The sequence below is a fragment of the Streptomyces sp. Z423-1 genome (assembly GCF_013009255.1).
GTDB classification, from domain to species: Bacteria; Actinomycetota; Actinomycetes; order Streptomycetales; family Streptomycetaceae; genus Streptomyces; species Streptomyces gossypiisoli.
The window spans coordinates 1043797-1056252 of the sequence record NZ_CP053109.1 but is presented as its reverse complement, the minus strand read 5'-3'; the positions used below and the strand labels follow the sequence as shown (position 1 = coordinate 1056252).

Genomic DNA, 12456 nt, shown 5'->3' with positions numbered 1-12456 from the left:
GCGCGCCGATGCGCAACGAGGGACTGGGGTCATGGCCCGCACGCCGGGCCCGCAAGACACCCCACCGCACCGCCCTGATCCACGGCGAGCAGTCGACCGACTACCGCACCCTGTACCACCGCACCACCCGCCTCGCCCACGCCCTGCGCGCCCGGGGTGTGCGGCGCGGCGACCGGATCGCCTACCTCGGTCCGAACCACCCCTCCTACCTGGAGACGCTGTTCGCGGCGGGCACGCTCGGCGCGGTCTTCGTCCCGCTCAACATCCGCCTCGCCGGCCCCGAGATCGCCTACCAGCTCGCCGACTCCGGGGCCAAGGCGCTGGTCTACGGTCCCTCCTACGCCGGGCTCGTCGCCGGGCTGCCCGGCAGCACGGACGTACGCGCGTACGTCGAGGTGGGCCCCGAGTACGAGGCCGCGATCGCGGAGGCGTGCGAGGACCCGATCGACGAACCGGTGGGCGCCGACGACACCTGCATCATCATGTACACCTCGGGGACGACCGGCCGCCCCAAGGGCGCGATGCTCACCCACGGCAACCTGACCTGGAACGCGCTCAACGTCCTGGTCGACACCGACCTGATCGCCGACGAACGCGCCCTGGTCTCCGCCCCGTTGTTCCACACCGCCGGGCTGAACATGCTGACGCTGCCGGTGCTGCTCAAGGGGGGCACCTGCGTGCTGGTCGAGGCCTTCGATCCGGCGGCCACCTTCGACCTGATCGAACGGCACCGGATCACCTTCATGTTCGGGGTGCCGACGATGTTCGACCAGGTGGCCCGGCACCCGCGCTGGCCGGACGCCGACCTGTCCTCCCTGCGGATCCTGACCTGCGGCGGCTCCCCGGTCCCGACCCCGCTGATCGCGGCGTACCAGAAGCGCGGCCTGACCTTCCTCCAGGGCTACGGCATGACCGAGGCCGCGCCCGGGACGCTCTTCCTCGACGCCGAGCACGCGGTCAGCAAGGCCGGTTCGGCCGGGGTGCCGCACTTCTTCAGTGACGTACGGGTGGTACGGCCCGACCTCGCGCCGGTGGACGTCGGCGAGGTGGGGGAGGTCGTGGTGCGCGGGCCGCATGTCATGCCCGGCTACTGGGGGCTGCCCGAGGAGACGGCCGCGTGCTTCGCCGACGGCTGGTTCCGCAGCGGCGACGCCGCCCAGGTCGACGAGGACGGTTACGTGTTCATCGTCGACCGCATCAAGGACATGATCATCTCCGGCGGGGAGAACATCTACCCCGCCGAGATCGAGGACCAGCTCCTCACCCACCCGGACATCGTCGAGTGCGCGGTGATCGGCGTACCGGACGACAAGTGGGGGGAGGTGCCGCGCGCGGTGGTCGTCCCGCGCGAGGGCGCCGCCCTGGACGCCGACGAGGTGCTGGCCTCCCTGGCCGGACGCCTCGCCAAGTACAAGATCCCCAAGTCCGTGGTGATCGCGGACGAACTGCCGCGCACCGCCTCCGGAAAGCTCCTGAAGTCCCGGGTCCGCAAGGCCTACGGCAACTCCTAGTGAAGGACAGCTACATGAGCATCACCGTCAACGGCCTCGACGAACTGAAGAAGCTCGCGGGCAGCGACCTGGGCACCAGCGAGTGGATCGAGGTCACCCAGGAGCGGATCGACACCTTCGCCGACGCGACCGGCGACCACCAGTGGATCCACGTGGACCCCGAGCGCGCCAAGGACGGCCCCTTCGGCGCCCCCATCGCCCACGGCTACCTCACCCTCTCCCTCTTCATCCCGCTGTTCACCGAGCTGCTCGACGTCCAGGGCGTCACCACCAAGGTCAACTACGGCCTGAACAAGGTGCGCTTCCCGGCCCCGGTGAAGGTCGGGTCGCGGATCCGGCTGGTGGGCAAGCTGGCGGAGGTCGAGGAGGTGCCGGGCGGGGTGCAGATCACCGTCGACGGCACGATCGAGATCGAGGGCGGTGCCAAGCCCGCCGCCGTGCTGCACAGCCTGTCGCGGTTCTACGCCTGATCGGGGCGGACCGGCACGAGGTCGAGCAGGCGTTCCGCCGAGGCGTCCGCGAGCGGGGTGAGCCGCTCGTGCACCCTCCGGAACGTCTTCTCGGCTCCCTCCGCGGGCCAGTCGTCCGGCAGATGCACGACCGGCAGCCGGGGATCGCGCCGGATCAGCCGCAGCCACTCGGCCTGCAACAGCAGCCGCAGCGCGAGCGCGTCGTCCGCATCCGGCAGTTCCGTCTCCCACGGCTGCCAGCGCCGTACGAACGCCTCGTAGCGCGCCGCCAGTTCGGTCAGCTCCCAGGTCTCCTCGATCATCGCGGCGATGTCCGTGCCGACGTCGGCGTGCGCCCGGAACACCTTCACATGGGCGGCCAGGCCCAGCTCCGCCACCAGCTCGGACACGTCGACCTCGCCGGGCGCGATCCACAGCCCGCCGAACAGCGGGCCGAAACCGCTCCAGGTGAGTTTGGAGCGCAGGTCGTGACGCTGGCGCTGCCAGGACTCCGGCAGCGAGAAGCCGAGCAGCGTCCAGGTGCCGTCCCACTGCCGGTTGACCGCGCCGGTCTGCCAGATGCGCCGCTCGCCGTCGCGCAGCACGGCCGCCGAGTGCTCGGTCAGCCCGAAGTACATCCGGCGGCCCTCACGCTGGCGGCGCAGCAGACCGCGCTGCACCATCCGGGTCAGCGTCGAGCGCGTCGCCTGCTCGCCGACGCCGGCGCGGGCGAAGACGTCGATGACGCTGCCCGAGTACACGCACACGTCCCGGCCGAGCACCTGGTCGCCCAGGAACGTCAGCATCAGGGACTGGGGCCGCAGCGACTCTTCCGTGGTCACGCGGCCCACCGTACGCCCCCGTGGGGGGAGGCGATCAGGCCCCTGCCACGTCCACGAAGATCGGGTTCGAGTAGAACCACGTGTCCGCCCACGGGTCACCGTCGCCCGGCGCGTGGGTGATCGGCCCGTGCGGGTCGACGGACGCGCCGAGGTATCCGGCGCCGTGCCGGTTGCCGTCGCTGCCGCGCAGCCGGACGTAGAACGACTCGTCCCCGGCGATGAGCGGAATGCGCAGCGTGTACGTCCCCTTGCGGCCCCCCACGTCCCGGGAGTGCACGACCTTGGTGTCGGGGGCGCGCCAGCTGTCCCGGTCGGCGGCCGGGCCGCGCACCGCGCCCCGGATGACGTCGACGTGCGCCGGCTCGGGCAGGATCCCGGCGGGGTTGCGGCGGGAGGCGGTGGTCACCGTGACGTAGAGCGTGAGCCGCTCGCCCTTGCGGACCCGCAGCCGGCCGCCCAGCGTGACGCCCCGGGAGTGGTCGCGGTCGCGCTTGAGGCGGACCTCCAGGCCGTCGAGCAGATGCCCGTGGTCGAGCCAGACCCGGCCCGCGCGCATCCCCGCCATCACCGCGCGGTAGCCGTAGCGGGTGACGCCGACGTGTGTGCGGCTGAACTGGCCGGGCCAGAAGTCGCTGCCGGGCTGCGGGGTGTCCGTGTTCACCGGGTCGGGGAGCCTGCCGGTGCTGTCGAAGGTCTGGCCCGGCTTCCAGTCGCCGTTCTTCCAGGTGTCGAAGACGATCCGGTGGGCGTCGGAGTTGGTGGTGACCGAGAACAGCCTGCCCTCGGAGAGCAACGCGTCCCACAGGCCGCCGACGGTCGCGGTCGCCCAGTCGAAGCCGCCGTAGGTGAGGTAGGCGTCCGCCGGGTAGCCGGGCCAGGACTGGTCGGACGGCTTGTTCTCGTACTCGCCCCGGATGGAGTTGGTACCGCGCCAGCCGGGGATCGCCGCGCCCTGGGCGCCGGGCGCGCCCTCCATGCCGATCATGACCTCGGGGGCGGCGTCCCGCCAGGCGCGTATCTCGTGCGGGGAGTCGATGCCGAGGCGCATCGGGTGGTTGGCGAGCACGAGCACGTCGTCGACGTACCCGGTGCGGCGCTGCTCGGCCAGCCACTGGATCGCCCTGACCGCGTGCCGCTCGTTGCGGGCGGTGTCGGCGTCGGCGGCGCCGCCCTTGTCGTAGCCGAGCAGCTTGCCGTCGTAGGCGCGCTCGAAGCGGGTGAGCAGGTCGACCTCGTTGGGGCCGGGCGCGGTGAACACCGTGCAGTGCTCGGCGGCCGGGATGTACCACTCCAGCCCCTGGAAGATCAGCCGCCGCGGGTTCTCGGCGCGGGCCCTGCGGATCTCCTCGTGCTCCAGGGCGGCGCCGAAGTCGGCGTGACCGAAGTTGGAGTGCTCGGTGAACACCATCCAGTCCAGGCCGTATGTGGCGCCCGCCTTGGCCAGCTGGGAGAAGGTGTACTTCGCGTCGTGGCTGTAGACGGTGTGGACGTGGTGGTCGCCGACGAGGTAGGCGAGGCGGGGGTCGCTGCCGCCGAGGCGGCGTTCACCGGCGGCCGCGGGGGAGGCGGCGGCCCCCAGGGCGAAGGTCGTGCCGAACAGACCTGCGGTGGCGAGGAGTTGGCGGCGGGACAGGCCCTGCGGGTCGAGCTCGGCGGGCGGGACGGACGGGTCGGCCCACTCGGGCAGCTGCTGCTCGGTCATGACGTTCCTCAAGAGGTCTCAGTGGTTCATGAACTGGGAGACGGGCAGGGCGCGTTCGACGATCCGGACGTCGCCGAGCCACCCGTTGTGGATCTGGTCGATCCGGCCCCCGTACTCGTAGCCGCCGAGCAGCCAGGGCAGCCCGAGCGAGGTGAGCCCGACCGAGCGGGCGGTGGGGTTGCGCACGACGGGGCAGCCCTCGACGTACATCGTGGTGTGCCGCCCGTCGTTGACGACCGCGACATGCCACCACGTCTCCCGGGCCGTCTCGTGGCCCCAGTTGGTGGCGATGCCCTGCTGGTTGACCGGCCGCACGGCCCACTGCGAACCGGGCCCGTCGGACAGCGACAGCGTGGCGAGCGGCTCCTCCGGGTCGCCCTCGGTCTTGCCCGCGGCACCGCCCGTGCCGGTCCGGCTCACCAGCCCGCCCCAGGCGTTGCGGGACGCGGTCCAGCTGCTCGGCACCTTGTAGAAGGCCTCGACGGTGTAACCGTGCTCGAACGTCGCCGAGTTGAGCGGCGCGCCGTCCACCGTGCGCAGATACGCGCCCACCAGCGGCGACTTGTCCCCGCGGAACCGCAGGCTGCCGTGCCCCGGCTGGTCCGGGTGGTGGTCCGCCGACCAGGTGAGGGTGCCGTCGCCCACCCGGACCACGGTCAGGTCGTTGCCCCGCCCGGACAGATCACGGACCGTGCCCTCGACGGCCGCGCCCTCGCCGTGCCCGTCGAAGCGCCAGTACGCGACCGTGCCCCGCACCAGCAGCTCCGACGCCGGGCGCGCGGGCCGGGCGGGCACCGGGGCGAAGCCCGCGAAACGCCGCCCGAAGTCGATCGCCACGGAGAACCGGTCGTCCGGGCCGGTCAGTTCGATCTCCTGCCGCTCCAGCGCGTTGAGCCCCTTGGCGGCCCGGCCCAGGATCCACGGGGAGATCGTCTCCACGTCGATGGTGTTCCGGTCGAGGTCGAACCGGTAGAGGCGGATCATCGCCGCACCGCCGTAGTAACGGTTCTGGTAGTTCGTCAGGTGCAGGTGTACGTCGTTGCCGGCGGCGTTCTTGCGGGTGGCGCGGGCGGCGGGCCAGAAGTGGCCGTTCAGGGTCAGGAAGATCTGGTCGTGGTCCTTGATCAGCTGGTCCCAGAGCTTCTGCCCGTACGAGGAGAGCGCGTCGTCGCCGTACACCAGTTCGTGCGTGGTGAGGATGACGGGGGCCTTCGGGTGCCGGGCGATGACCTCCTTCGCCCAGGCGAATCCTTTCGCCGACAGCCGCCAGTCCAGGGAGAGCACCAGCCACTCCCGCCCGGCCGCCTCGAACAGGTGGAAGGTGTTGTAGCCGTCGGGCGAGGCCCCGCCGAAGGTGCGCTTGCGCTCGAAGCGCTCCGGCCCGAAGGCCTCCAGGTACGGCGTCGGTCCGCGCTGGTCGTCAGTGGACGAGCGGACGTCGTGGTTGCCGGCCAGCACGCTGTACCCGACGCCGTGCCGGTCCAGGATCCGGAACGCCCTGCTCGCCGCCTCGACCTCGGCCGTGGTGCCGTTCTCGGTGAGGTCGCCCAGGTGGGACAGGAAGACGATGTTCTCCTCCCGGCCCTGCTCCAGCAGATAGCGCAGCGAGGCCTCGATCGGCTTCGGGTCGATGCTGGGCCCGTCGAACAGGTACTGCGTGTCCGGCATCACGACGAACGTGAAGCGCCTGCTCTCCCGATCCGGCCGCCACCCGCCCTGCCCGGCGGCCTCGGCGGCGGTGGCCGGGAGCGCGACCCCGGCGGTGGCGGCGGCGCCGATCAGCGCCGTCGCACGCAGGAAGGTGCGTCTGCCGGCGTCGGCCTGCGGGGCCTCGCCCCGGTCGTGGTCATGCGAAGTGCACACGGGAGCTCCGTAAAGGGAAACGAGGGGAAACGAGGGGGAACGAGGGGTTCAGAGAACGCGCAGGATCCAGCCCCAGCGGTGGGTGCCGGTCGGGACGAGGTACGCCGGTGAGGTGTCGGGCCCGCAGGAGGCGGTGCCCAGGCCGCGGTGGGCGGCGTCGATGTGCACGACGCAGCCGGCGCGCGGGACGAGTTCGTCGTGGTGGGCGGCCGCGGCGAGGTCCGCGGCACGGTATCGGTTGACGGAGATCTGGCTGGGCCGCCCCAGCTCCACCGCGAGACCGGTGGCGTCCGGCGCGGACAGCGTGAAGCGCCGTACGCCGTGCCGGCCACCGCTCTCCTGCGGCCGCAGATACGGAGTGAACAGCTCGTCGACGGGGAGGGAGTGATGGCCGACGGGAGCGCCCGCGCTGCGGTCCGGGTACGACTCCCAGGGGCCCTGCCCGAACCACTCCAGCAGGTTCAGCCCGGCCACCGTCTCGAACACCGACCCGACCCGGGCCACGTCGTTCAGCGCCTCGGGCAGCTCCGCCGACTCCTCGACCCGGATCCCGCCCTCGACGGCCGTGAACACCTGCTCGTGCCGGACCACCCCGGCGTCACAGACGTACTCGGCGAGCACACCGACGCCCGCGCCCGCCCGGCGTACGGCGACCAGCTTGCGGACGGGCGCGTCGAGACCCCACTCCCGCCAGCGGTCCGCCATGCCGCCCAGCTCGTCGTTGTCGGTGGGCGCCCGCCACAGCGACAGCGTGGGGGCGGCGATCAGCAGGGGGTGGACCAGCATTCCGTCCGCGTCGACCTCGACGGTGCGGTCGGGCGCGGGGAGGGTCCGCTGCACGGCAGTCGCCCGGAGCCGCACCTGCGGCAGGCACAGGACCGTGCCGCGCGGCGCCCACGGCTCGTCCCGCGCGGTCATCACCTTCAGCGTCAGCCAGGCCTCGCCCCCGCCCTCCGGCAGCTCGAACGGCAGCGGCACCGCCGCCGTCTCACCCGGGCGCAGCTCGGGCAGCTCGGCCGGGGCGGTCAGCGTCCGGCCGTCCGCGAGGGACAGCTGCCACTCGCCGGTCAGCCAGTCCAGGCCCCGGAAGTGCTGGTGGTTGGCGATGACCGGCCCCTCGTGCCGGAGGCACTCCAGCCGCACCGGCGCCGCGATCTCCCGGTGCTCGTACAGCACCGGCTTGGGCGTCCGGTCCGGAAAGACGACACCGTCCGCGATGAAGGCGCCGTCGTGGGGCACCTCGCCGAAGTCGCCGCCGTACGCCCAGCGGTGGCCGGGCCCGGCGACGCCACGCTCGTACAGCCCGGCGCCCGCGCGCCCGGCCGGTCTTCCGTCACTCACGCGCTGGAGAATGCCGTGGTCCCAGAACTCCCAGATGAAGCCGCCCTGAAGACCCGGGGTGGCCTCGATGGCGGCCCAGTGGTCGGCCAGCGTGCCGTTGCTGTTGCCCATGGCGTGCGAGTACTCGCACTGGATGAGCGGTTTCGTCTGCTTCCCGGACAGCGCGTGGGCGACGCACTCATCGATCGGCGCGTACATCGGGCAGGCGATGTCGGAGGCCACGTCCGGATCCGCCCAGCCCCGCTTGGCCGCGCCCTCGTACTGCACCGGCCGCGTCGGATCGTGCCGCCGCACCCAGCCCGCCGCCGCGTCGTGGTTCGCGCCGTAGTCGGACTCGTTGCCCAGCGACCAGATGATGACCGACGGGTGGTTCTTGTCGCGGAGCACCATCCGCGAGACGCGGTCCACGAAGGCGTTCAGATAGCGCGGATCGTCGGCGATCTCGTGGGCGTGGTCGTGGGACTCGATGTCCGCCTCGTCGACGACGTAGAAACCGAGCTCGTCGGCGAGGTCGTACAACGCCGGATCATTGGGGTAATGGGCGGTGCGGATCGCGTTGAAGCCGAACCGCTTCAGCAGCACGAGGTCCGCGCGCATGTCGTCGTACGACACCGTGCGGCCGGTCAGCGGATGGAAGTCGTGCCGGTTCACGCCCCGGACGAACACCCGCTCGCCGTTGATCAGCAGGTCCCGGCCGACGATCTCGACGTCACGGAAGCCGACGCGGTGGTACGAGGTGTCGGCGACCGTTCCATCGGGGCGGTGCAGCCGGACGGTCAGGCCGTACAGCTCCGGTGTCTCGGCGGTCCAGGTGCGCACGTCGGGGACTTTGGCCAGCAGCCGCGCCTCGCCCAGGAACTCGGACACCCGCTCGTCCTCGGCGTTGGCCCGGTCGAACTCCGTGTCCTGCGCGAGGAGCTGCCCGTCGAGGTCACCGGTGACGTACCAGCCGTCGGGAAGCGGACCGCGCACCTGGCAGTCCACGCGCAGCTCACCGCTGCGCCGCGCCCGCACGGTCACGTCCGCCAGATGCAGCGGGTCCGTGGCGTACAGCAGTACCGACCGGGTGATCCCGCCGTGCCACCACTGGTCCTGGTCCTCGATGTGCGAGGCGTCCGACCACTTCACGACGGTCAGCCGGACCACGGCGGGAAAGCCGGGACGCACGACGCCCGTGAGATCGAACTCGGCCGCCAGATGCGAGTCCTTGGAGATCCCCACCGGCCGCCCGTCCACCTGCACGAGCAGCACGCTCTCGGCGGCCCCCACCTGGAGCACGATCCGCCGCCCGGCCCACTCGCCCCGCACGTCCACCGCACGCTCGTAGACCCCGGTGGGGTTGGCGGCGGGCGCGTGCGGCGGGAACTCGGGGAACGGCATTCGCACGTTGGTGTACTGCGGCAGGTCGTCCGGGTCCTGGAGGGTCCAGGCGCCGGGGACGTACGACGATCCCCAGGCGTCACCGACGGCCGCCTCCGGCGACGGCAGCAGCTGGAAGCGCCACTCGCCGTCCAGACAGACGGCCTGGTGACGCCGGTCCACGGCACACATCGGCAGCCGCCCCCAGGAGGTCACCTCGGGTGCCTCCCAGGGGCGGAGCCAGGCAAAGGGTGCGGTCATCCGCGGACGGCCCTCTTGGCGAGGTCGCCGATGATCTGCCGGGCGCCGATCGCGAAGACGATCAGCAGCGGGACGAGGGCGAGCAGGGCGCCGGTCATCACCATGCCGTAGTCGGTGGTGCCGTGGTTGCCGTTGAGCTGGGAGAGGGCGACCTGGAGGGTCACGTTGTCGGGGTTGGTGAGGGCGATCAGGGGCCAGGCGTAGTCGTTCCACTGGGCCATGAACGTGAAGATGCCGAGGAAGGCCAGGCCCGGGCGGACCACCGGGAGCGCCACGTGCCAGTACTGGCGCAGGAATCCGGCGCCGTCCAGCTTCGCGGCGTCCAGCAGCTCGTCGTGGATCGCGCCCTTCATGTACTGGCGCATCCAGAAGATGCCGAAGGCGTTGGCCGCCGCCGGGACGATCAGGGCGGTCATGGAACCGATCCAGCCGAGCTTCGCCATGATCACGAACTGGGGGATGGCCGCCAGCTGCGCCGGCACCATGAAGATGGCCATCAGCAGCGCGAACAGCAGCTTGCGGCCCGGGAACTCGAACTTCGCGAAGACGAACGCCGCCAGCGAGTCGAAGAACAGCACCAGCACCGTCACCGCGACGGCGACCAGCAGCGAGTTGAGCATCGACCCGAAGAAGTCGATGCTGTCGAAGAGATTGCGGACGTTGTCGACGAAGTGCGAGCCGGGCAGCAGCTTCGGCGGGTAGGAGAAGATCTCGGTCGACGTGTGCGTCGACATGATCACGGCCCAGTAGAACGGGAAGGCCGACAGCAGCAGGCCGATGACGAGGACCGCGTGGAGGGCGATGCCCCGGCGCCGGGAGCCCTTGATGGTGGATGCCATGGTGACCGGCCTCCCTATGCTTCGCCCCGGCGCTGCACCAGGCGCCAGTTGATGATCGAGAAGAGGACGACGACCAGGAAGATGCCCCACGCGACGGCGGCGCCGTAACCGAAGTCGTTGTTGTCGAAGGTCTGCTGGAAGAAGTAGAGGACCATGGTCCGGCCGGCGTGGTCGGGGCCGCCCGAGAACGTCGACTCGTTCGCCGTGGTCTGGAGCAGCACCTGAGGCTCGGCGAAGCTCTGCAGTCCGGTCACCGTCGAGACGACGAGCACGAACAGCAGCACCGGCCGCATCAGCGGCAGCGTGACCCGGAAGAACGTCTGCACCGGCCCGGCGCCGTCGATGCGCGCCGCCTCGTACAGATCGCTCGGGATGGTCTGGAGCCCGGCGAGGAAGATGATCGCGTTGTAGCCGGTCCACTGCCAGGTCATCAGCGTGGCGATGGCGACCTTGATGCCCCACGGCGTGTTCAGCCACGCCACCTGGTCCAGGCCGACCGCCTGCAACAGGGCGTTCATCAGGCCGAAGTTGGTGGAGAAGACGGAACCGAAGATGATCGCGACCGCGACGATGGACGTCACGTTCGGCAGGAAGTACGCGAAGCGGTAGACGTTCTTGAAGCGCACCGCCGAGTTGAGCATCACGGCCGTCACCATGGCGAGGAAGATCATGGGGAACGTGGCCAGTGCCCAGATGACGATCGTGTTCCCGATCGACTGCCAGAAGTCGCTGTCGGTCAGCAGGTACTGGTACTGCGCCAGGCCCGCCCACTCCATCGAGCCGAGGCCGTCCCAGCGGTGGAAGGAGAGGTAGAGCGAGAAGCCGACGGGGATCAGGCCGAAGGCGAGGAAGAGGAGGTAGAAGGGGGAGATGGCGGCGTAGAGGTGCCAGTGCTTGCTAAGGCCGCTCTTCGGCCGGGCGGCGGGTGTGTCCTGAAGCACCGTCGGGGGCTTCTCCACTGCGGGGAGGGTGGTCATCAGTGGCTCACCCCAAGGTGGTCGGCGATCCGGCGGCACTTGCTCATGGCGTCACTCCAGGCTTTCTCCGGGTCCTTGCCGAGGACGCCGACGTTCTTGATCTCGTCCCGGATCGGTTGCCCGAGCGCGATGTCGTACGGGCTGTTGAAGGCGACCGGGATCTTCTCGGCGGCCGGACCGAAGACGTCCATCGTGATCTGGTCGCCGAAGAACGGGTCGGGCTCGCGCAGCTTCCTCATCTCGTACGAGGCCGGGGTGGAGGGGAACAGCCCGGCCTCGACGAAGCCCTGCGCCTGGTTGTCGGCGTTGAGTATCCAGGTGATGATCTCGAAGGCCCGTTCGGGCTCCCGGCACGCCTTGGTGATCGACAGGAACGAGCCGCCGACGTTCGAGGGGCCGCCGGGGCAGTTCGCGACCCGCCACCTGCCCTCGGTCTTCGGATACTGCAGCTTGAGGTCGCCGGCCGCCCAGGAGGCGTTCAGCTGGCTGGGCAGTTGCCCCTTCTCGGTGGCCGAGATCGAGTCGGGCGTGCCGGTCACGATGTCCGACACGATCCCGCGCCGCTTGGCCTCCACGGCTCGGTCCCAGCAGGTGCGGACATGTTCGCCGTCGCCGATGAAGTGGCGGTTCCTGTCGACGAAGCGTGTGGTGCCCTGGCCGATCGACATCTCGAAGACGCTGCCGACGTCGGTCAGGATGTACGTCCCCGGTATCCGCTTCTTGAGCTGCTCGCCCGCCGCGAAGAACTTCTCCCAGGTGTCCAGTTCCTGCGAGACGTCGTCCGGCTCGTACGGCAGCCCGGCCTTCTCGAAGACCGCCTGCTGGTAGTAGTGCACGACCGGTCCCACGTCGATCGGGAACCCGATGAGGCTGCCGTCCGGGGCGACCGCCTGTTGCCATTTCCAGTCCAGGTACTGGCTTTTGAGCTTGTCGGCGCCGAGCGTGCGCAGATCCACGAACTGGTCGGCGTTCGGCAGGTACGAGGCCATGTCCTCGCCCTTGAGCCCCGCGATGTCGGGGATGTGGGCGCGGCCGGCCATGGTGGTGATCAGCTTGGACCGGTAGTAGCCGCCGATCTGCTGGGCCTTGAGACTGACGACGTTGTCATAGCGGGCCTTGGCCTCCTTGACGACGGTGTCGCTCAGACCGCCGCTCCAGTACCACAGGACCATGTTCCGGCCGGTCGAACCGGTCGGAACGGCGCAGCCGGACGTCAGTCCGCCGAGCGCCGTGGCGGCCGTACCGGCCAGGCCCGCGCGGAGCAGGCCTCTTCGTGAGAGCCGCACAGCTCCCACCGCCTTTCGGATCTGTT

9 protein-coding genes are annotated in these 12456 nt (G+C 70.6%); 2 read left to right on the top strand and 7 right to left on the bottom strand.

The window, feature by feature from the left end; translation table 11 throughout:
- Positions 1-8: 8 nt before the first annotated feature.
- Together HJD23_RS04920 and HJD23_RS04915 are read left to right on the top strand one after the other, a co-directional pair.
- Positions 9-1511 carry a long-chain fatty acid--CoA ligase gene (locus HJD23_RS04920; RefSeq protein ID WP_171113881.1) on the top strand — a complete coding sequence of 501 codons (1503 nt, stop codon included), beginning with the start codon at positions 9-11 and terminating at the stop codon, positions 1509-1511.
- A 14-nt stretch (positions 1512-1525) separates the two neighbouring features.
- Positions 1526-1981: a MaoC family dehydratase gene (locus tag HJD23_RS04915; protein ID WP_171113880.1), complete on the top strand. Its 456-nt coding sequence runs from the start codon at positions 1526-1528 to the stop codon at positions 1979-1981.
- Here the strand turns inward: HJD23_RS04915 and HJD23_RS04910 are convergent.
- Genes HJD23_RS04910 through HJD23_RS04880 form a run of 7 tightly spaced genes read right to left on the bottom strand, consistent with a single transcriptional unit; the run spans position 1972 to position 12430 of the window.
- Positions 1972-2802 carry a PaaX family transcriptional regulator C-terminal domain-containing protein gene (locus HJD23_RS04910; protein WP_240980630.1) on the bottom strand — a complete coding sequence of 277 codons (831 nt, stop codon included), beginning with the start codon at positions 2800-2802 and terminating at the stop codon, positions 1972-1974. The genes HJD23_RS04915 and HJD23_RS04910 overlap by 10 nt on opposite strands.
- Positions 2803-2836: 34 nt before the next feature.
- Positions 2837-4504: a PHP domain-containing protein gene (locus HJD23_RS04905; protein ID WP_171113879.1), complete on the bottom strand. Its 1668-nt coding sequence runs from the start codon at positions 4502-4504 to the stop codon at positions 2837-2839.
- Positions 4505-4522: 18 nt separating this feature from the next.
- Positions 4523-6367 carry a LamG-like jellyroll fold domain-containing protein gene (locus HJD23_RS04900; RefSeq protein ID WP_171113878.1) on the bottom strand — a complete coding sequence of 615 codons (1845 nt, stop codon included), beginning with the start codon at positions 6365-6367 and terminating at the stop codon, positions 4523-4525.
- A 48-nt stretch (positions 6368-6415) separates the two neighbouring features.
- A complete protein-coding gene (locus HJD23_RS04895) occupies positions 6416-9328 on the bottom strand; it encodes a glycoside hydrolase family 2 TIM barrel-domain containing protein (RefSeq protein ID WP_171113877.1) in 2913 nt (970 codons plus the stop codon).
- Positions 9325-10167 carry a carbohydrate ABC transporter permease gene (locus HJD23_RS04890; protein ID WP_171113876.1) on the bottom strand — a complete coding sequence of 281 codons (843 nt, stop codon included), beginning with the start codon at positions 10165-10167 and terminating at the stop codon, positions 9325-9327. Before HJD23_RS04890 ends, HJD23_RS04895 begins: the two co-directional genes overlap by 4 nt.
- A 14-nt stretch (positions 10168-10181) precedes the next feature.
- The gene (locus HJD23_RS04885; protein ID WP_171113875.1) at positions 10182-11144 is read right to left on the bottom strand and encodes a sugar ABC transporter permease; all 963 of its coding nucleotides are present in this window, start codon (positions 11142-11144) and stop codon (positions 10182-10184) included.
- Positions 11144-12430: an extracellular solute-binding protein gene (locus tag HJD23_RS04880; protein WP_171118727.1), complete on the bottom strand. Its 1287-nt coding sequence runs from the start codon at positions 12428-12430 to the stop codon at positions 11144-11146. Before HJD23_RS04880 ends, HJD23_RS04885 begins: the two co-directional genes overlap by 1 nt.
- Positions 12431-12456 lie beyond the last annotated feature (26 nt).